This is a genomic window from Pseudomonas sp. Je.1.5.c (genome assembly GCF_051129895.1).
Lineage (GTDB): Bacteria > Pseudomonadota > Gammaproteobacteria > Pseudomonadales > Pseudomonadaceae > Aquipseudomonas > Aquipseudomonas urmiensis.
In genome coordinates, this window is sequence record NZ_JBCPSP010000013.1 from 60,273 (window position 1) to 79,229 (window position 18,957).

Genomic DNA, 18,957 nt, shown 5'->3' on the forward strand with positions numbered 1-18,957 from the left:
CGCGTTGAACTCCACACATTGATAGGCGCCGATTCTACCTTGTTGCGCCGTTGTCGGCCTTATCGCCAGCCGTTCGCTTCAGCGCCCGCCCGCGACGAACCCGGCGCGGCGACCCGACCAGGCGAGAATCCCGGCCAGCGCGATCATCACCAGCACCACACTGGCGAACGCGCCGACCCCGCTACCGCTAAGCAACAAGCCACCGGCCACCCCACCCAGGGCAATCGCAGTATTCCATACGGTCACCAACATCGACTGGGCGACATCACCGCCCTCGCCTGCTGCATCTGCGCAGGCTGTCTGCAATAGGGTCGGCGCGCCGCCATAGGTCAGGCCCCAGAGTGCCACGCTCAGATACACCACCCCAGGCGTCGGCGCCTCCTGGCCAAGCAACAGGGTTGCCACGGCAAAACCTGCCAAGCTCAACAACACCAGCAATCGCAAGTGGCGATCGACCCACAGGCCCACCACCACGATGCCCAGCAACGCCGCCAGGCCAAAGGTCAGCAGCACCAGGCCAGTGTCCGCCGCCATGCTTGCCGCCGCCAGCAGCGGCACGATGTAGGTGTAAAGGATGTTATGACCCAGAACCCACGCCAGAATGACCAGCAAAACGACTGCCACCCCCGGTGTGCGCAACACCTGCCAAGCCCCGGCGCGCTGTCCTGGCGCCTGCCCAGGAAAATCCGGCACCGCCCGCAATACCCACAGCGCCAACACTACCGAGGCCAGGGTAACCAGCACAAAAGTGGCGCGCCAGCCCAGCCACTCACCCAGCCAGGTGCCAACCGGGACCCCCAGCGAGAGCGCAATCGGCGCGCCGACCATGGCCACTGCCATCGCCTTGCCCTGGCGCGCCACCGGCACCATGCGCCGGGCATGCCCGGCGATCAGCCCCCATGCCAAACCCGCAGCGGCACCCGTAAGAAAGCGCGCCACCAGGGTCAGGCCATTGGATTCGGAGATCGCCGTCAAACCGTTGAAAACAATGAACCCAGCAATCGCCAGCAGCAGCGTGCGCCGGCGCCACCAGCCCTGGGTCAGGGTCACCAAGGGGATCGCGGTCAGCAGCGAACCCAAGGCATAGGCAGTCACCCACTGCCCGGCCATCGCCTGGCTGATCTGCATACCACCGGCAATCTGGCCGAGCAGCCCGGCCGGCAGGGTCTCGCTGAGAATGGCGATAAAGCCGGTCATGGCCAGCGCGAGCAGGCCACTGAGCGGCAAGCGTTGCGCTGAGGAGGGAGTATCGGCCGCTGTCGCGATGGCCGCTTGAGAAGTTTGGTGCATGGCGAGAACGCCTCATGTTGCTGATCAAGAGGCAGGCATCTTGCGTCGGTGTGGATTACGGAAAAAGATGGGTAGAATTCCGCTCACCTCGGACGTTGATGTCCGCAATCGGGAGCAGCACATGGACAGCCTCAGCGGCTTTGTGGTCTTCAACCGGGTTGCCGAAACCCGCAGTTTCGTCGCTGCCGGGCAATCGCTGGGCATCAGTGCCTCGGCGGTGGGCAAGCGGGTGGCGAGGCTGGAGGCGCGCCTGGGGGTACGCTTGTTCCACCGCAGCACACGCAGCATCACCCTGACCGCCGAGGGCACGCTGTTCCTGGAGCGCAGTCGGCGCATCCTGGCGGAGATCGAAGCCACTGAGCAGGCGCTGTCGCAGGCCAGCGAAACACCGAGTGGGCGGCTGCGAGTCAGCCTGCCTCAGGTGACCGGCTTAGTGATGCCAGCCCTTGCCGACTTCATGGCGTTGTACCCACAGATCGAACTGGACCTGGACTTCAGCGACCGCATGGTCGATATCATCGGCGAAGGCTTCGACGTGGTCATGCGCGGCGGCCAGCCAGTGGACTCGCGGCTCAATGCCAAGTTCCTCGGCCACTTCCAGCATCGCCTGGTAGCCTCGCCGCAGTACCTGCGCGAACGCGGCGTGCCGGAGCATCCGCGCGATCTGAGCGGCCATACCTGCCTGCACTACCGTTTCCCCAGCAACGGCAAGCTGGAGAGCTGGCCGCTGCGCCGCGAGCATCCCGAGCAGGCTTACGACATCCCCATCTCGATGGTCTGCAACCATGTCGAGACGCGCATCTGCTTCGCCCTCAACCACCGCGGCATTACCTGCCTGCCAGATTTCAACGTGCGCAAGGAAGTGGCCAGCGGCAGCCTGGTGAGCGTGCTCGACGACTTCATGGAGCGGCGCGGCAGCTTTTACCTACTGTGGCCCTCAGGCCGGCAGATGCCGCCAAAGTTGCGGGTGTTCATAGACTTCATGCTGCAGCGGGTGTTCCAGGAACGGCAGGCCTAGCCATACAGATAGTTGATTTCCTTGGACGCCAGCGGCGGCACCTGGGCCAGGAGAAAATCGCGCAGGCGCTGCATCTGCCGGGCCTTGGGGCTGGCTTTGAGCCAGGTCATGTAATAGCCATCACCTGTGGCCACGGCGTGCTTGAACGGCGTTACCAGGCGCCCGGCGCCGATATCGGCACTGGCCAGCACCAGGTCGACCACGGAAATCCCCAGCCCCTGCTGGGCCGCCGAGATACCTTGATCGAGTGTGTCGAACACCTGGCCCTGGTCGATGCTGATGTCCAACGCATCCATCCGCGCCAGCCAGCGCCGCCAGTCGCGCCGGTCGGTCGAGGGATGGAGAAACTCGCACTGCTTGAGCGCCGACAGAGCGGGGGCATCGTCCTGCAGGTAGTCGGGATGGCAGACCGGGATCAGCCATTCATCAAACAGCTTGAAGCTCTCGACGTCGGCCGCAAAGCGTCCGTTGGCCAGAAGGATGGCGCAGTCGTAGGGCTCGGAATAGAAATCGACGCTGTCGATGTCCATCCACACGCTCGACAGTTGCACGCTGCAACTGTTCTCGACCTTCTTGAACGCATCCAGCGCCCGCAGCAGCCAGCGCACGGTCAGGGTCGACGGCGCTTTGAGGCGCAGGCCATAGCGGTCCTGACGCAATAGCGCGCAAGCGTTCTCGATGATCTTGAAGCCGACCTTGAGCTCCTGGGCCAACAGCCGGCCGTGTTCGGTCAGGCGCAGCTTGGGGCCGCGCCGCTCGAACAAGTCGCAGCCAAACAGCGACTCGAGGGTCTTGATGTGATGGCTCACTGCGCCTTGGGTCAGCGCCAGCTCTTCTGCCGCGCGGGTGAACGAGCCATAGCGCGAGGCCACTTCGAAGGCGCGCAGCGCGTGCAGTGCCTGAATCCGTTCCGACATCGATCGCCTTCCCAATCATGAGTGAGACTAATAGTAGGTCATAGTTCCAGGCATTTTACAACTGCAAGTCGTTCTCAGAAAATGCTTGAAAACAACAAATACATAGAGCGAAACCGCCTAACTAACGGCGGAAACGATTATTAGAACTCCTGGGGAAACCATGTTTACGGGTTATGGAAACTGCTATCGCTTGGATGCGCTAGAGCTGGCCAATGAACATGTCCAGAATGCCAATCACTGGACGTATAAAACTATCCAACATTTTCGCGACATTCTCGCCAACCCCGACTTTCCCTGCCTGTTCGGGCGCAAGGCGGTCGCCGCCAAGACCTGCCACATCGTCTTCGCCCGCGCCGAGCACATGGCCGACGACATGGCGCAGGGCCTGGCCGATTATGTCCGCACCATCGAGCCGATCCCGCTCAAGCAGCGCATCGGCACCCCGCTGCTGGTGTTTCTCGAGACTGCCTCTGGCGGCAGCCTTGAGCAACAGCAGGCACTGGCGTGGAAAGTCCTGCAGGGCGTGCACGCGCGCGACCCCCAGCCCTGGCCGCAGGACGTGCCGGGCGATCCGCATGACAGCCAATGGTCATTCTGCTTCGCCGGCATGCCGCTGTTCATCAACATGAACTTTCCCGCCCACCGCGTGATGAAGAGCCGCAACCTGGGCGACAGCATCGTGTTTGTGATCAACCCACGGGAAAGCTTCGACGAAGTGGCCAGCGCTGCCACCGAAAGCGGCCAGCGCATTCGCGGCAAGATCCGCGAGCGGGTAAGGCACTACAACGATGGCGTGATGCCCGACTCCCTGGGCTTCTTCGGCCAACAAGACAACTACGAGTGGAAGCAATACCAGTTGCAGGAGCACGGCTCGCTGAACCCTGCACGTTGCCCATTCCACGCCCATGCAACACCCGACACATTGATCGAGAACTGACCGTGAATACCGCATTGACTGCCACTTACGCCCTGACCGTGCTGCTGCTGATCGCCACCCCTGGCCCGGTCGTCGCACTGATCGTCAACACTGCCGCCGCCTCCGGGTCGCGCAAAGCCCTGTTCACCGCGATCGGCACCAACTGGGCGTCGCTGGTGCTGATTGGCGCCGCAGCCTGGATCATCATGACCAGCGCTGCCATCGACAAGGTCTGGCTCAACGGCATGAGTTTGCTGGGCTGCCTGTTCATCGGCTACATCGCCGTCGCCACGCTGCGCGAAGCATTGCAGGCTCCAGTAACGGACACCGAGATGGTGCAAGCGCCGGTAAAACCCGGGCGTGGCGGCTTGCTGCAAGGGTTCATGGTGGGCATCTCCAACCCCAAGGACATCATCTTCTTCATCTCCTTCTTCCCCCAGTTCATCCAGATCACCGAGTCGTTCGAAAAGAGCATGGTGGTGCTGTCATTGCTGTGGATCGCCATCGATTTCGCCGTGCTCAGCCTGTACATCTTCGCCATCGGCAAGATTGCCTCGCAGCGCAGCAACCGCCTGATCAGCCTGGCTTCGGGCGTGGCCTTGCTGCTGATCGCCGCCGGTGGCCTGCTCTACAACCTCAAGGAGCTGACGGCCTGACGCGGCCGCTGACCTACCCACCCACAAGGAACGTCCATGAGACCGATCGACACCGCTACGGACGTCCTGGGCGCGCCCCTCCCCTTGCAGGAGGACTACCAACGCTTCCTGCAACTGGGCAGTCGCCGAGCCCCGCATACCCTCTATATGCACGAGCGTGGCTATCGCTCCGGCACGATCAATACCGATGCGCTGGGCCTGCGCTACAGCCACTGTGCGGGCAAGCGCTATTCGCCGGCCGAGCGCGGCGCCAGTGCCCGGGTCAACCTGTTGGTAGGCGGATCGACCGCACTGGGCATCGGCGCCAGCAATGATGAACACACAGTGGCCTCGCACCTGTCGATGCTCACCGGCGAAGTCTGGTTGAGCCTGGCCGGGTGTGGCCTCAATGCCACTCAAGAATTGCTGATGTTTCTCAGTCACCAGCATCGCTTGGGCAACATTGGCCACGTGGTGGTCCTGAGCGGGCTGAACACCCTCGCCCAGGAAGCCTTGGGCGAGATCATGGCGGCCGGTCATGCGCAGCATCAGGGCGGCGCCTATCAGACCTACCTGAACAGCTTCAACGAAGGCGTGCCGACGCTCGACACGCCGCGCCGCCAATCGCTGTGGCAGCGCCTGGGCCACGCCCTGCTGCCGCGTCATGAGGCGCCAACCCCCGACTGGTCACTGCCCGCCCCGGACAAACGCCTGATGCGCGCCGCCGACTGCATCGGGCGCACCCTGCGCCAATGGGATCGCCTGCTGGCCGACAGCCACGCCACCCTGACTTTCATTCTCCAGCCATTGCTGCCCTGGTGCCGGGAAAGCCTGCCCGATGGCGAGCAACTGATGATGGCGGCGCAACGTCAGCCGACCAACTTCGATCGGCTGCTGGCTGACGTGCAGGACAGTCAACAGCATGTAGCCTTTTTCCGAAGAATTAAAAGCGAAGCCGAGTCGGTGCCCTGCTATGACATGAACAGCATGCTCAGCAGCTCGCCGGTTTTTGGCCAGTCGCTGTTCGTCGATCGCCTGCATTTCAATGACTTAGGCAACAATGCCCTGGCAAAGGTGATCACCGCAAAGCTGGGCCTGGCCCAGGAAAAGTACAGCCAACGCAAAGTGACGCCGATCAAGCTCGTCTGATAAACGCGGCAATGGTCTTTCGGCGGGGGCCTTGGGGTGGCTAGAATACGCCGTCGTCGCTCTGATTTGCCTGAGGCACATGCGTAACCGCAATGAACACCACCGCCATCTGGTCGCAACTGACCGCCTACGAGGCTCATCCGTGAGTCGCGCTGTCTTGTTCTCGCCCCTGCTCATGGCCCTGGCTCCGCTCGGCGCGCAAGCACTGGAGATCCAGATCGATCCGCACGCCGATCTGCTGTACCGCCAGGCCCTACCCTTGCTGGAGCAGGCAGACAACCGCGAAGACAGCCCCAGCGCGCTGCGCACGGCGATCGACAGCGATCCAGAACTCAGCCGTCAGGGCCAAGCGCTGGCCCGCACCCTGCCAACTGCGGTAGACCTGCTGAAAAAGTCGGTCGCCCTGGGTCATCCGGTGGCGCAATACCGCTTGGCGCTGTACTACATGACCTACCTGCCAGCGGCGCAGATCCCCGATGCGGCCTGCCCGTTGCTGCAAGCCAGCCTCAAGCAAGGCTTTGCCCCTCCCGCACCAGCGATCTCTACCTGGTGCCCGCCCTATAACGCCAGCCCTGCCTACCGTGACGCCATGGAAGCGATTCCGAACATGGCCACCTTGTATGCGCCGTACTATCCGCAGCCAGCGGTACGCCTGGCTTGCAACCGCAGCCAGCCGCAGGGGCTGGAAATGCAGTGGGGCCGTCAGCGCGACTATCAGGCCGAGGTGTACCGCCTGCTTGGCGACCTTGATCCGCAGCATCGCCAGCTGTTGCTGCAAAAAGCCGTGGAGATCAATGGCTGTGCTGCCGCGCAGCAGCGCTTGACCAGCCACCGCTGAAGTAGCCCCCTGCCCCGCCGACAGCGCCGGGCAGGGAACAAACAAGCAAGATCGTTCAAGCCAGCGCCCCCGCCCTCTGCCATGCTGCTCTGCCCTGTAGATGTGTTTGAGCCACCATGTCCAGCCGTCAGCCCATCGCCCGTACCGCCTTCCTCCACGGCGCCATCGCCATTTTGCCGCTGTCCCTGGCCGTAGCCCCATGGGGCCTGCTGGCAGGCTCGATGGCCATCGAAGCCAACCTCAGCCCTTGGGAGGGCCAAGGCCTGTCGGCCATCGTGTTTGCGGGGGCTGCGCAACTGGTGGCCATTGGCATGCTCAAAAGTGGCGCCAGCCTGCTCTCGATCCTGCTGACCACCCTGCTACTGACCTCCCAACACCTGCTGTACGGGTTGTCCATGCGCCCGCTGTTGTCGGGCCAGCCGCTGGGCTGGCGGCTGGGCCTTGGCTTCTTGCTGACCGATGAATTCTTCGCCCTGACCAGCCATTACGACCAGCAGCAATTCAACCGCTGGTATGCCCTGGGCGTGGGTCTCACCTTCTATGTCGCCTGGAACCTGTTCACCTTGGCCGGCATCATCTTGGGCCAGAACATCCCCCACCTGGACCAACTCGGCCTGGACTTCTCGATTGTCGCCACGTTCGTCGCCTTGATCGCGCCGGTAGTGCGTAATGTGCCAACCGTAGTGTGCGTGGCAGTGTCGCTGTTTTGCTCGGTGCTGTTCAGTGCCTGGCATTGGGAAACCGCGCTGGTCGCCGCCGGCCTGCTGGGCATGGGCGCCGGCTTCATCTGCCAGAAGTTCTCGGGAGCACGCGCATGACTTGGCTGCTGATCTTGGCCATGGGCCTGGTGGTGTTTCTCAACCGCTATGCGTTTCTGGAACCGCGCCTGCCGCTGCGCCTGAGCTCCAATGCCCGGCAGTTTCTCGGCTTCGCGGTACCGGGCATGCTCACTGCGATTTGCGGGCCGATCATCTTCCTGCCTGGCCATCAGCTCGACCTGAGCCCGAGCAACCCTTACCTGCTCGGGTCCCTGGTCGCCATAGCCCTGGTGCTGTTGACCCGCAGCGTGTTGCTGAGCATGCTGGTGAGCATGTTGATCTTCTTTTTGCTGCGCAGCTGTCTGGCATGAGCACGCCCCTGCGCGAACAAACCCACCTGTGGCAGGCGCCGGCGCTTGGCGATGTCGAGATGCTGCATGCGCGGTATTTCCAGCAGCGCTTCGCCCCACACGTGCACGAAGGCTACGTCTTCACCGTGATCGAGTCCGGCGCGCAACGCTTTTGGCACCGCGGCAGCGAGCACCTGGCGCCGGTCGGCAGCATGGTACTGATCAATCCCGATGAACTGCACACCGGCGCCACCGCTCATGAAGCCGGCTGGCGTTATCGCGGCTTTTATCCGGAACATGCCCGGGTCACCGGGGTGCTGGAGGAGCTGGAGCTGGGCCGTCATGGCATGCCGCATTTTCAGCAGAGCGTGATCCAGGACCCAACCCTGGCCGCGGCCTTCAGCCAATTGCATCAGTTGTCCGAATCCGGTGCCAGCGCCCTCGAGCAGCAGACCGCCTGGCGCCACGCCGTGCTGGCGCTGGTGCAGCGGCACGGCCATGGCGCCCAGCCGCGCGCACCGGGCAACGAGCCGTTGGCCGTGGCTCGCGCCCGCGAGCTGCTGGAAAGCCAACTGGCCGACCCACCGTCGCTGGAAAGCCTGGCGGTGGCAGTCAACCTCTCGCCTTTCCATTTCGCCCGGGTATTTCGCCAAGCCACTGGCCTGCCGCCGCATGCCTGGCTCAAGCAACGCCGACTGGGTCGCGCGCGGGAGCTATTGAAAAGGGGCATGGCCGCCGCCGAGGTGGCGTTTGCCCTGGGTTTCGCTGACCAGAGCCATCTGAGTCGCCAGTTCAAGCAGGCCTATGGAGTCACTCCGGGCGCTTATCGCACGGCCTGCCTGAGCCTGTAGCCGGATCCGGCAGCAATGCCAGCCACTGCTACACTGACAGGGTTGAACGGAGGATCCTGTCATGTCCGCAAAAGAGCTCAACACCCTCCTGACGCTGATGAACCAGCGCCAAACCCGCTTGACCAGTGCGTGCAAGGAAATCGCCGAATGGATCGACCGGCAGGGCGATGTGCCCGCGGCCGGCAAGATTCGCGACAGTCTCAAAGCGCTGGAGGCAGAAGAGGCACAAGTGCGCAAAACCTTGACTTCGCTGACGATCGACCGGCCACTGCCACGTTTTCGCGGTTGAGGCCACCGTCAAGCAAAAAGGCCGCTCCCGCAGAGGGCAACGCGGCCCCTGCGTGAGCGGCCTTGAGCCGCCAATGCGCTGCATAGCAGCCCAAGCGTTTAGTGCTGGTGAGCGTGCTCGTGGCCTGCGCCCGCTTCAGCGGTCAGCGCGCGTACTGGCGCCTGCACTTGCAGGGTCTGCTTGGCCCCCTTGGCATCTTCGATAGTCAGGGTCAGCGGCACTTGCTGGCCTTCTTTGACCTGCTCATGCAAGCCCATCAGCATCACGTGCAAGCCATTGGGATCGAGGCTCACTGCCTTGCCTGCCGGCAGCTCGACCGCCTTGACTTCACGCATGCCCATCACGTCGCCATTCATGGTCATTTCATGCACCTGGACGGTCTTGGCCACTGGCGAGGCAACGCCGACCAGCTTGCTGTCGCTGGTTGCGGTCAACACCATGAAGGCTCCGGTGGACTGCTGGTGCGGCACGGTGGCGCGGACCCAGGCATCACTAACGGTGGTTTCAGCCAGGGCCGGCAAGGCCATGCCCAGCAAGGCCAGGGCGGCCAGGCCGCGCTTGATCGGTTGCAGCAAAACAGCCATTAGCAAATCTCCATCAAAGTGAGCAGGTCCTCTGTGCATTCCTTGGCGTTCAAGGAGTGCCCCAGGCTCAGGCGCAGGGTACTGCGCGAATCATAGACGTAGCTGGTGGACGAGTGGGAGATGGTGTAGGTATCGCCCGCTGGCACCTTCTCGTAGAACACCTTGAACTCCCGGGCCACCTCGGCGATTTCCTCAGGGGTGCCGGTCAGCGCGGTGAACGACGGGTCGAAGGCCTTGACGTAGGCGTCGAGCACTTCTGGCGTATCGCGCTCAGGGTCGAGGGTGATGAACACCACTTGCAGGAAGCCGGCATCGCGGCCCATCAGCTTCTTGATCTGCGCCGCACGCGCCAGGGTGGTCGGACAGACCGCCGGGCACTGGGTGAAACCAAAGAAGATCATCGGCATCGAGCCATAGAAGCTCGACAGGGTGCGCACATTGCCTTGAGTGTCCTTGAGGCGGAAAGAACGCCCGAGGATCTCGTTGCTCATGTTCTTGCCGTACTTGAAGTCCAAGCTCCGCGCCGGATTGCAACCCGCCAGCAGGCCAAGCCCGAGTACGCCCATCCCGGCGACAACCGCGCGCCGGGTCAACAGATCATTCATGGAACCATCCTTTACAGGGAAGGTGCCAGCCCTTGGGCAGGGCCGGTCGAAAACCGCGGCATTCTGGCATGACACCTTGGGGTGTTCTACCCGACGATGGGGTCGATGGGGCTGCAGGCCTTGAATTTCGCGGCTGCGGCCTGTTGTCGCAGGGGTTGAATCGGTAACAGATTGTTGCTAGAGAGCTGATTCTTGTGGCGCTTATTCGGCCTCATCGCGGGCTTGACCCGCAATGAGGCCGGCAAGAAAACCACCGACTATCAGTAGTAGGCGTTCTCTTTCTGCGTGTGGTCAGTCACATCGCGCACACCCTTGAGCTCAGGAATACGTTCGAGCAAGGTCCGCTCGATGCCATCCTTGAGGGTCACGTCGGCCTGGCCACAGCCCTGGCAACCACCGCCAAACTGCAGCACAGCGATCCCATCGTCGACCACGTCGACCAGGCTCACCGCGCCACCATGGCTGGCCAGACCTGGGTTGATCTCGGTCTGCAGGTAGTAGTTGATCCGCTCGTTGATCGGGCTGTCTTCGTTGACCATCGGCACCTTGGCGTTCGGCGCCTTGATGGTCAGCTGGCCACCCATGCGGTCGGTGGCGTAGTCGACCAGCGCGTCCTCAAGGAACGGCTCGCTGACCGCGTCGATGTAAGCGGTGAAGCTCTTCAGACCCAAGGCGGTGTCCTCGGGCTTTTCCTCGCCTGGCTTGCAGTAGGCAATGCACGTCTCTGCGTACTGGGTGCCCGGCTGAGTGATGAAAACACGGATGCCGATACCCGGGGTGTTCTGCTTGGAGAGCAGATCGGCCAGGTAATCATGGGCGGCGTCGGTAATGGTTATAGCGCTCATGGAAGTTCCTCACAGACTTGCCGGCAAGTGTACGCCAACCCAGGCTTCGAACAAAGTCCTAGCATTTGACTCGGGAAAGCGCCAATGCCGGTTCCTGCGCCGAACGTGCGGCGAACCAGGCCTTCATCCGCTGGTACAAGCCACGTTCGAGCCATTGATAACTGAGCCACGACATTAGTCCAATGGACGGCACGCAGAAGGCGAATACCAGGTAGGGGTTCAGCGCGAATCGCTCACTGACGAACCAGCCGGCATACAGTACCAGCACGTGAATCAGGTACACCGAATAGGAGCAATCACCCAGCGCCTTGAGCAACTGGTTGCCGCGAAAGTACGGCTCCAGCGAGATGAACGCCAACACCACCAGTGCGCTGGGCAGGCCCCAGTGCAGCAGGCGCAGCGAGGCGTCCAGGTGATAAAGGGCGTAACCGGCGGCCACCAGCATCGCCAGCGGTAGCCACAGGCCTTCACGGATCAGGCCGCGGCGGTACAGCACCCCCAGGCCGATGCCCAGCAAGAACTCATAGATGATGTCGTTGTTGTAGAACCGACTGAGCACGCCAAGCCGGCCCAGCACCTCGCTCACCAGCAGCAACGCGGCAGTCACCAGCAGCAGGTGATGGCGTTGACGCACCAGGAATGCCAGGCCGAACAACAGATAGAAGAACATCTCGAAGTTCAGCGTCCAGCCCACGTTAAGCGTCGGATACAGGCCATATCCGCCGGGGTTTTCCGCCGGAATGAACAGCAAAGACAACAGCAGGTGCTGCCAGTCGAACACCTGGTGCGGCATCCAGCGGCTGGCCGCCAGCAGCAGGACCGCCATCAAGACCGTATAGAACCAATAGGCCGGAATGATCCGCAGTGCTCGATTGAGCAGAAACTGGCTGGGCACGATGTCTTTGTCGCGGGTCGACAGGTAGATCACCAGCCCGCTGATGACGAAGAAGATGTCCACGCCCACCGCCCCGCGATCGCTGAGCAGTTGGCCGACCGGGCCGGTGGCGTGGAAGTCGAAGAAGATCTGCATGAAGTGGTGGCAGACCACCACCCAGGCGGCGAACGCCCGAAGTGCCTGAAGCGAATACAGCATGAAAAGCCCTGCGTGTCCGGGTGCATTCAGGTCCCGTATCGGCGTCGATGGTTATCGCGGGGCAAGCCCGCTCCCACGCCCCTTGGCATTCGAGCGATGGCGTGGGAGCGGGCTTGCCCCGCGATAGCACAATTCGGGACCACTCCCAGAGTCGGACCGCAGGATGCCGGGAAAGATCAGCCGACCTTCCCGGCGGTCATGTTACAGGTTCTCGTAGCGGTTCATGTCCAGCACCCCCGCCTCCACCGGCTGGGTTTGCTTGATGAAGCTGTTCAGGTCATGGAAGTAGCGCCAGAACTCAGGGTGGCTGCGCCGCACGCCCCAGCGCATGACGATCCGTTCGAACTTGGCCGGATCATCGCGAGCCGCTTCCATGTCCTCGACCCACTCCGGCACATCGCTCGCCGGGATGTTGAAGATGAAGTTGGGATAGCTGCTCAGCACCCCCGGATACAAGGTCAAGGTATCCAGCCCCGGCTGATAGCGATAAGCCTCGCCGAGCAGGAATGCCACATTGCTGTGCGCGCGGTTGCGCAGGAGGCTGTAGACCTGGCGCTGGCCACCCTGCCCTTCGATGCGCAGCATGCTCGCTTCAGGCAGCTGGTTGATCACCTTCAAGCCCGCAGCTGGGCGCGAAACCAGGCGACTGAGGCTCTGCTCGACATCACGGAACTCAGCCGTCATCTCTGGCCGCGAGCAGTACGCGCCGGTGCAGCGGTTGATCGGATCGGGCGCCGCGTTGAGGCTGCCGGTGCGCTGCAGCAGTTTCAGGCCAAAGTCGCGCTTGGGGTCGCGCTCATCGAGTTTGAGCCCGCTTGGGGTATCGGTGTCGATGTCCTCGTAATCGAGCCACATCTTCACCTTGCCGCTGTTCTGGTACCAGTCGCTGAGGATTGCCCCGCGCTTGTCAGCCGGCATCAGGCGCAGGAAGTTGACCTCGGCGCCATTGCGGATCAAGTCGAAGTACAGACGCGTCTGCAACTGGTGCGAGACGTTGCCGAACACATCGAAGTTGACCGCCAATTGATAGTAGGTGCGCTCGAACAGCGGGTAGTCGAACAGCCAGGTGGTCTTGGGCACATCACCGATCAAGCCCTTGGTCACCGAGGCGCTGTCGAAGTGGCGGAAGATGCTCAGCAACGCGTTGTCGTTGCCCGCCCACAAGGTCGACCAGCCCGGCGCCGGCAGTTCGGCATAGGCTTGGCGGCGCAGTTTCTCGTACTCGTTGCGCTTGTCGCGATAGGCGTGCCAGAGGCTCAGTACGCTGCCGACATCATCGATCTGGCCAGGCATGGCCAACAGCGGCGTGGCTTCGCCACGGTACTGGGCATCGGTGACATAAAGGTCATGCGCAGGCTCTTGGAACAGCGCCCAGAAGTTGTCGCGAATCACGTCGGTAGCGATCTGCCCGCGGCACACCGGGCCGCGAATGAAGGTGCGCACGAAGTACTCGGCGTTATCCAGCATGAACTGGTAGCGCGCCACGGCCGGAATCGCCTCGAAGGTCTCGAACGGGTTGGCCCGGTGGCGCGGGCCGTAGCCCGGCAGCGCGGCGGCATGCCAGTCGCCGCTGTAGAACAGCTGTTTGACCCGCTTGAGCTTCTGCGGCCCCATCGGGTAGGTGATGTGGGTTTTATGGACGATCACGCCCTGCACCGGCATCAAGCGGTAATAGAAGTCGGTGCCCGGTGGATCGTTGGGCCGGCGGGTGGCGATCAAGTCCACCGGCTGGCCGCTTGGCGTGCGCGAGCGCACCCACTGGAAGAAATGCCCCTGCTCGCCGCCGACAAAATGAATGTGCGCCAGGAACAGGTGCTCATACAGCCAACGGCCTACCAGCGCTTCGGTGGAGCCTGGGCGATTGAACAGCTCTTCCCAATCGGCGATCTGCTTGGCCTCGACTGCACTGGGCTGGATCGGCTGCGACTCGACCGGCGCACCGGCCGCCAGCCAACGCTGCAGGGTCTGGTACTCCTGATCGGTCAGGCCGGTGACCGCCAGCGGCATGCCCTCCTTGGGGTGGGCGCCGGCATAGGCGTCGAACTCAAGAGGCAAGGGGCACATGTTGTTGCGGTTGAGCCCCAACACGATCTCTTCAGGGAGTTTGGCATTGGGCGTCAGCGGGGTCTTGTGCCCAAGCTCAAGCATGCGTGCCATCAGCGCAGCCTGGCTGCCCTGGCGATCGAGCACCGAATAGAAGCCCTGCTTGCGCCAGCCCTGTTCATTCTGCTCGTCGTAGAACAATCGCGTGGTAGGCACTGCCTGGCTGCGTTCGCCTTGATACACCGGCACCTTGGAGGCACCGCGCTCGGCGCCTTCGGCACTGCCCAGATTGAGCTGGCAAGCGGCATCGTTGCAGGCGTGGCAGGCGACGCATTTCTCGGTGAAGATCGGCTGGATATCCCGGGTGTAGGAGATTGCCGGGCTCGATTGCGGGGCTTGCCCCACCGCCAGCCCGCTGATCATCAGGGTCAAGGCGGTGGTTATGGCAAGTAAACAGCGATGCACCATGTGCAGATTGTCCTGGTTTCTAGTAAAGCCATCACGATTGCCTACCGGTCGCGGGGTGCGTCAACATGAGGGAAATTCATGCAAAAGCCCAGCATGCCTAAAAACCGCACAGCTTTGCTATCATTGCGCACCTTCTGTTATTCGCCCGACCAGGTAGTCCTATGTCCGACCGTAGCGCTCGTCTCCAAGCACTTCAGCAAGCACTCAAGGAGCGCATACTGATCCTCGACGGAGGCATGGGTACTATGATCCAAAGCTACCGTCTGGAGGAACACGACTATCGTGGCACGCGCTTTGCCGATTGGCCAAGCGACATCAAGGGCAACAACGATCTGTTGCTGCTGACCCAGCCCGATATCATCGCCGCGATCGAGAAGGCCTACCTCGACGCCGGGGCCGATATCCTCGAAACCAACACCTTCAACGCCACGCAGATTTCCCAGGCCGACTACGGCATGGAATCGCTGGCCTACGAGATGAACGTCGAAGGCGCGCGGGTCGCCCGCCGCGTGGCCGATGCCAAGACCCTGGAAACGCCGGACAAGCCACGCTTCGTCGCTGGCGTGCTCGGCCCGACCAGCCGCACCTGCTCGATCTCCCCGGACGTCAACGACCCGGGCTATCGCAACGTCACCTTCGATGAGTTGGTCGCCAACTACATCGAGGCGACCCGCGGCCTGATCGCCGGCGGCGCCGACCTGATCCTGATCGAAACCATCTTCGACACCCTCAATGCCAAGGCGGCGATCTTCGCCGTGCAGCAAGTGTTCGAAGATGACCGCATCGAATTGCCGATCATGATCTCCGGCACCATCACCGACGCCTCCGGCCGAACCCTGTCCGGGCAGACCACCGAAGCGTTCTGGAACTCGGTGCGTCACGCCAAGCCAATTTCCGTGGGCCTTAACTGCGCCCTCGGCGCCAAGGACCTGCGCCCGTACCTGGAAGAGCTCTCGACCAAGGCCGACACCCATGTATCGGCGCACCCCAACGCCGGCCTGCCGAACGCCTTCGGCGAGTATGACGAAACCCCGGCCGAAATGGCCGCCGTGGTCGAAGAGTTCGCCGCCAGTGGTTTTCTCAACATCATCGGTGGTTGCTGCGGTACCACCCCGCCACATATCCAGGCTATCGCCGAAGCGGTGGCCAAGTACAAGCCGCGTGAAATCCCCGAGATCGCCAAGGCCTGCCGCCTGTCGGGCCTGGAGCCGTTCACCATCGATCGCCAGTCGCTGTTCGTCAACGTCGGCGAGCGGACCAACATCACCGGGTCCGCCAAGTTCGCCCGCCTGATTCGCGAAGAGAACTACACCGAAGCCCTGGAAGTCGCCCTACAGCAGGTCGAAGCCGGCGCCCAGGTGATCGACATCAACATGGACGAAGGGATGCTCGACTCTCAGGCGGCCATGGTTCGCTTCCTCAACCTGATCGCCGGTGAGCCAGACATCTCCCGCGTACCGATCATGATCGACTCCTCCAAGTGGGAAGTGATCGAAGCGGGCCTTAAATGCATCCAGGGCAAGGGCATCGTCAACTCGATCTCGATGAAGGAAGGCGTCGAAGCCTTCAAGCATCACGCCCGCCTGTGCAAGCGCTATGGCGCTGCGGTAGTGGTGATGGCCTTCGACGAGGTCGGCCAGGCCGACACCGCGGCGCGCAAGCGCGAGATCTGCAAACGCAGCTACGACATCCTGGTCAATGAGGTTGGCTTCCCCGCCGAGGACATCATCTTCGACCCGAACATCTTCGCCGTCGCCACCGGCATCGAAGAGCACAACAACTATGCCGTGGACTTCATCGAAGCCTGCGCCTACATCCGCGACCACCTGCCCCACGCCCTGACCAGTGGCGGGGTGTCCAACGTGTCGTTCTCGTTCCGTGGCAACAACCCGGTGCGTGAGGCGATCCACTCGGTGTTCCTCTACCACGCGATCCAGAATGGCCTGACCATGGGCATCGTCAACGCCGGACAGCTGGAGATCTACGACGAGATCCCGCCCGCGCTGCGTGACAAGGTCGAGGACGTGGTACTCAACCGCACTCCGGAAGGCACCGACGCCCTGTTGGCCATTGCCGACGACTACAAAGGCGGCGGCGCGGCCAAGGAAGTGGAAAACGAAGAGTGGCGCTCGATGCCTGTCGACAAGCGCCTCGAACATGCGCTGGTCAAAGGCATCACCGCCTACATCGTCGAAGACACCGAAGAGTGCCGCCAGCAAGCGGCGCGGCCGATCGAAGTCATCGAAGGCCCGCTGATGAGCGGCATGAACGTGGTTGGCGACCTGTTTGGCGCGGGCAAGATGTTCCTGCCGCAAGTAGTCAAGTCGGCGCGGGTGATGAAGCAGGCCGTGGCCCACCTGATCCCGTTCATCGAAGCCGAGAAAGGCGACAAACCTGAAGCCAAGGGCAAGATCCTCATGGCCACGGTCAAGGGCGATGTGCACGACATCGGCAAGAACATCGTTGGCGTGGTCCTCGGTTGCAACGGTTATGACATCGTCGACATGGGCGTGATGGTCCCGGCCGAGAAGATCCTGCAGACCGCCCGCGAACAGAAGTGCGACATCATTGGCCTGTCCGGCCTGATCACCCCGTCGCTGGATGAGATGGTGCATGTTGCCCGCGAAATGCAGCGCCAGGACTTCCACCTGCCACTGATGATCGGCGGCGCCACCACTTCCAAGGCGCATACGGCGGTCAAGATCGAGCCCAAGTATTCCAACGATGCGGTGATCTACGTGACCGACGCCTCGCGCGCGGTCGGCGTGGCCACCCAGTTGCTGTCCAAGGAGCTGAAGGCCGGCTTCGTCGAGAAGACTCGCCAGGAGTATGTCGACGTACGCGAGCGCACCGCCAACCGCAGTGCCCGCACCGAGCGCCTGAGCTACGCCCAGTCGATCGCCGCCAAGCCCAAGTACGACTGGGCCACTTATTCGCCGGCGGTGCCCTCCTTCACCGGCGTCAAGGTGCTGGAGAACATCGACCTACGGGTGCTGGCCGAATACATCGACTGGACGCCGTTCTTCATCTCCTGGGACCTGGCCGGCAAGTTCCCGCGCATTCTCACCGACGAGGTGGTCGGCGAAGCGGCCACGGCGCTCTATAAAGATGCCCGGGAAATGCTCGACAAACTGATCAACGAAAAGCTGATCAGCGCCCGCGCGGTGTTCGGCTTCTGGCCGGCCAACCAGGTCGCCGATGACGACATCGAAGTGTATGGCGACGACGGCCAGACGCTGGCCACCCTGCACCACCTGCGCCAGCAGACCATCAAGCCCGATGGCAAGCCGAACCTGTCGCTCGCCGACTTCGTCGCGCCCAAGGACAGCGGCGTCACTGATTATGTCGGCGGCTTCATCACCACCGCGGGTATTGGCGCTGAAGAAGTGGCCAAGGCCTATCAGGACAAAGGCGACGACTACAGCTCGATCATGGTCAAGGCCCTGGCCGACCGCCTGGCCGAGGCGTGCGCCGAATGGCTGCATGAACAGGTGCGTAAAGAGCACTGGGGCTATGCCCGCGACGAGCACCTGGACAACGAGGCGCTGATCAAGGAGCAATACAGCGGCATCCGCCCTGCCCCGGGTTATCCGGCCTGCCCGGATCATACCGAGAAGGAAACCCTGTTCCGCCTGCTCGACGGCACGGCGATTGGCCAGACCGGCCCGAGCGGGGTGTTCCTCACCGAGCACTTCGCCATGTTCCCGGCGGCGGCGGTCAGTGGCTGGTACTTTGCCCACCCGCAGGCGCAGTATTTTGCCGTGGGCAAGGTGGATAAGGATCAGGTCGAGCGCTATAGCGCGCGTAAGGGCCAGGAGTTGAGCGTGACCGAGCGCTGGTTGGCGCCGAACCTGGGTTACGACAGCTGAGATTGATTGGGGCCGCTTTGCGGCCCCAAAAATCGAAAGGTCTACACTTGTCCCTGATCGTTTCTGAAAGCCTTCAGGAGCCCCTCATGGACGACTCAAGCCAGGGCAAACCGCCCACCTTCTGGCAAATGCTGCACAGCATTCTCGCCGCCGCCTTTGGCGTGCAAAGCGGCAAGAACCGCGCCCGTGACTTCACCCACGGCAAGGCCAGCCACTTCATCGCCCTCGGCACGCTGTTCACCCTGATTTTCATCCTGGTGCTGATCGGCCTGGTGCAACTGGCCCTGCACCTGACTGCCCGCTAAAACGCAATCCGCCCGTGGAAATCCCTTCCACGGGCGGTTCAGGTTGAATCCACGGTCTGAAGTTTTTGCGCTACTGATGGCTGACCCAATACACAGCGGTGACGACCACCAGAACGATCAGGCACAGGATCGCC

General features: G+C 62.5%; 18 protein-coding genes. 11 read left to right on the forward strand and 7 right to left on the reverse strand.

Annotation, left to right across the window (positions count from 1 at the left end):
• Window positions 1-78: 78 nt before the first annotated feature.
• Window positions 79-1,290, reverse strand: coding sequence for an MFS transporter (locus AAZU54_RS12440; RefSeq protein ID WP_434727217.1), 1,212 nt, complete (start codon window positions 1,288-1,290; stop codon window positions 79-81).
• A 121-nt stretch (window positions 1,291-1,411) separates the two neighbouring features.
• Here AAZU54_RS12440 and AAZU54_RS12445 point away from each other — a divergent pair, with 121 nt between their 5' ends.
• A complete protein-coding gene (locus AAZU54_RS12445) occupies window positions 1,412-2,308 on the forward strand; it encodes a LysR family transcriptional regulator (protein WP_392463255.1) in 897 nt (298 codons plus the stop codon).
• Here AAZU54_RS12445 and AAZU54_RS12450 read toward each other — a convergent pair.
• Window positions 2,305-3,225: a LysR substrate-binding domain-containing protein gene (locus AAZU54_RS12450; RefSeq protein ID WP_264235919.1), complete on the reverse strand. Its 921-nt coding sequence runs from the start codon at window positions 3,223-3,225 to the stop codon at window positions 2,305-2,307. The two genes, AAZU54_RS12445 and AAZU54_RS12450, sit on opposite strands and share 4 nt — an antisense overlap.
• A 160-nt stretch (window positions 3,226-3,385) precedes the next feature.
• On the opposite strand from AAZU54_RS12450, the gene AAZU54_RS12455 reads away from it, so the two are divergent.
• The 8 genes from AAZU54_RS12455 (at window position 3,386) to AAZU54_RS12490 (ending at window position 9,011) form a co-directional block, all read left to right on the forward strand.
• A complete protein-coding gene (locus AAZU54_RS12455) occupies window positions 3,386-4,162 on the forward strand; it encodes a YqcI/YcgG family protein (RefSeq protein ID WP_434727218.1) in 777 nt (258 codons plus the stop codon).
• A gap of 2 nt (window positions 4,163-4,164) precedes the next feature.
• Complete coding sequence (locus AAZU54_RS12460; protein ID WP_186556748.1) at window positions 4,165-4,797, forward strand: LysE family translocator; 633 nt, start codon at window positions 4,165-4,167, stop codon at window positions 4,795-4,797.
• Window positions 4,798-4,833: 36 nt separating this feature from the next.
• Window positions 4,834-5,925 (forward strand): hypothetical protein, encoded by a 1,092-nt coding sequence (locus AAZU54_RS12465; RefSeq protein WP_186556749.1) that lies wholly within the window; start codon window positions 4,834-4,836, stop codon window positions 5,923-5,925.
• 175 nt (window positions 5,926-6,100) lie between these two features.
• On the forward strand, window positions 6,101-6,763 hold the full coding sequence (locus AAZU54_RS12470) for a sel1 repeat family protein (protein ID WP_186556846.1): 663 nt from the start codon (window positions 6,101-6,103) through the stop codon (window positions 6,761-6,763).
• 116 nt (window positions 6,764-6,879) lie between these two features.
• A complete protein-coding gene (locus tag AAZU54_RS12475) occupies window positions 6,880-7,581 on the forward strand; it encodes an AzlC family ABC transporter permease (protein ID WP_186556750.1) in 702 nt (233 codons plus the stop codon).
• On the forward strand, window positions 7,578-7,892 hold the full coding sequence (locus tag AAZU54_RS12480; protein WP_186556751.1) for an AzlD domain-containing protein: 315 nt from the start codon (window positions 7,578-7,580) through the stop codon (window positions 7,890-7,892). Before AAZU54_RS12475 ends, AAZU54_RS12480 begins: the two co-directional genes overlap by 4 nt.
• Window positions 7,889-8,722: an AraC family ligand binding domain-containing protein gene (locus AAZU54_RS12485; protein ID WP_434727219.1), complete on the forward strand. Its 834-nt coding sequence runs from the start codon at window positions 7,889-7,891 to the stop codon at window positions 8,720-8,722. The genes AAZU54_RS12480 and AAZU54_RS12485 overlap by 4 nt, the downstream gene beginning before the upstream one ends.
• A gap of 61 nt (window positions 8,723-8,783) precedes the next feature.
• Window positions 8,784-9,011 carry a hypothetical protein gene (locus tag AAZU54_RS12490; protein WP_186556753.1) on the forward strand — a complete coding sequence of 76 codons (228 nt, stop codon included), beginning with the start codon at window positions 8,784-8,786 and terminating at the stop codon, window positions 9,009-9,011.
• A gap of 98 nt (window positions 9,012-9,109) precedes the next feature.
• Here the strand turns inward: AAZU54_RS12490 and AAZU54_RS12495 are convergent, their stop codons facing one another.
• The 5 genes from AAZU54_RS12495 to AAZU54_RS12515 form a co-directional block, all read right to left on the reverse strand.
• Complete coding sequence (locus AAZU54_RS12495; protein ID WP_186556754.1) at window positions 9,110-9,595, reverse strand: copper chaperone PCu(A)C; 486 nt, start codon at window positions 9,593-9,595, stop codon at window positions 9,110-9,112.
• On the reverse strand, window positions 9,595-10,200 hold the full coding sequence (locus AAZU54_RS12500; RefSeq protein ID WP_186556755.1) for an SCO family protein: 606 nt from the start codon (window positions 10,198-10,200) through the stop codon (window positions 9,595-9,597). The genes AAZU54_RS12495 and AAZU54_RS12500 overlap by 1 nt, the downstream gene beginning before the upstream one ends.
• Window positions 10,201-10,460: 260 nt before the next feature.
• The gene (nfuA, locus tag AAZU54_RS12505) at window positions 10,461-11,045 is read right to left on the reverse strand and encodes a Fe-S biogenesis protein NfuA (protein ID WP_186556756.1); all 585 of its coding nucleotides are present in this window, start codon (window positions 11,043-11,045) and stop codon (window positions 10,461-10,463) included.
• A 58-nt stretch (window positions 11,046-11,103) separates the two neighbouring features.
• Window positions 11,104-12,138, reverse strand: a complete 1,035-nt coding sequence (locus AAZU54_RS12510) for an acyltransferase family protein (protein WP_186556758.1) — start codon at window positions 12,136-12,138, stop codon at window positions 11,104-11,106.
• 201 nt (window positions 12,139-12,339) lie between these two features.
• Window positions 12,340-14,604, reverse strand: a complete 2,265-nt coding sequence (locus AAZU54_RS12515; protein WP_405129839.1) for a fatty acid cis/trans isomerase — start codon at window positions 14,602-14,604, stop codon at window positions 12,340-12,342.
• 206 nt (window positions 14,605-14,810) lie between these two features.
• Between AAZU54_RS12515 and metH the strand changes: the two genes are divergently transcribed.
• Together metH and AAZU54_RS12525 are read left to right on the forward strand one after the other, a co-directional pair.
• Complete coding sequence (metH, locus tag AAZU54_RS12520; RefSeq protein WP_186556769.1) at window positions 14,811-18,518, forward strand: methionine synthase; 3,708 nt, start codon at window positions 14,811-14,813, stop codon at window positions 18,516-18,518.
• Window positions 18,519-18,604: 86 nt separating this feature from the next.
• The gene (locus tag AAZU54_RS12525) at window positions 18,605-18,823 is read left to right on the forward strand and encodes a DUF2970 domain-containing protein (protein ID WP_186556771.1); all 219 of its coding nucleotides are present in this window, start codon (window positions 18,605-18,607) and stop codon (window positions 18,821-18,823) included.
• Window positions 18,824-18,957 lie beyond the last annotated feature (134 nt).

Excerpts from the sequence above, each read along its gene's own strand:
- AAZU54_RS12445 (WP_392463255.1), top strand. The coding sequence starts at position 1,412 with ATGGACAGCCTCAGCGGCTTTGTGGTCTTCAACCGGGTTGCCGAAACC.
- AAZU54_RS12470 (WP_186556846.1), top strand. The coding sequence starts at position 6,101 with ATGGCCCTGGCTCCGCTCGGCGCGCAAGCACTGGAGATCCAGATCGAT.
- AAZU54_RS12500 (WP_186556755.1), bottom strand. The coding sequence starts at position 10,200 with ATGAATGATCTGTTGACCCGGCGCGCGGTTGTCGCCGGGATGGGCGTA.
- AAZU54_RS12510 (WP_186556758.1), bottom strand. The coding sequence starts at position 12,138 with ATGCTGTATTCGCTTCAGGCACTTCGGGCGTTCGCCGCCTGGGTGGTG.
- AAZU54_RS12475 (WP_186556750.1), top strand. The coding sequence starts at position 6,880 with ATGTCCAGCCGTCAGCCCATCGCCCGTACCGCCTTCCTCCACGGCGCC.
- metH (WP_186556769.1), top strand. The coding sequence starts at position 14,811 with ATGTCCGACCGTAGCGCTCGTCTCCAAGCACTTCAGCAAGCACTCAAG.
- AAZU54_RS12515 (WP_405129839.1), bottom strand. The coding sequence starts at position 14,604 with ATGATCAGCGGGCTGGCGGTGGGGCAAGCCCCGCAATCGAGCCCGGCA.
- AAZU54_RS12440 (WP_434727217.1), bottom strand. The coding sequence starts at position 1,290 with ATGCACCAAACTTCTCAAGCGGCCATCGCGACAGCGGCCGATACTCCC.
- AAZU54_RS12490 (WP_186556753.1), top strand. The coding sequence starts at position 8,784 with ATGTCCGCAAAAGAGCTCAACACCCTCCTGACGCTGATGAACCAGCGC.
- AAZU54_RS12485 (WP_434727219.1), top strand. The coding sequence starts at position 7,889 with ATGAGCACGCCCCTGCGCGAACAAACCCACCTGTGGCAGGCGCCGGCG.
- AAZU54_RS12450 (WP_264235919.1), bottom strand. The coding sequence starts at position 3,225 with ATGTCGGAACGGATTCAGGCACTGCACGCGCTGCGCGCCTTCGAAGTG.
- AAZU54_RS12465 (WP_186556749.1), top strand. The coding sequence starts at position 4,834 with ATGAGACCGATCGACACCGCTACGGACGTCCTGGGCGCGCCCCTCCCC.
- AAZU54_RS12525 (WP_186556771.1), top strand. The coding sequence starts at position 18,605 with ATGGACGACTCAAGCCAGGGCAAACCGCCCACCTTCTGGCAAATGCTG.
- AAZU54_RS12455 (WP_434727218.1), top strand. The coding sequence starts at position 3,386 with ATGTTTACGGGTTATGGAAACTGCTATCGCTTGGATGCGCTAGAGCTG.
- nfuA (WP_186556756.1), bottom strand. The coding sequence starts at position 11,045 with ATGAGCGCTATAACCATTACCGACGCCGCCCATGATTACCTGGCCGAT.
- AAZU54_RS12495 (WP_186556754.1), bottom strand. The coding sequence starts at position 9,595 with ATGGCTGTTTTGCTGCAACCGATCAAGCGCGGCCTGGCCGCCCTGGCC.
- AAZU54_RS12480 (WP_186556751.1), top strand. The coding sequence starts at position 7,578 with ATGACTTGGCTGCTGATCTTGGCCATGGGCCTGGTGGTGTTTCTCAAC.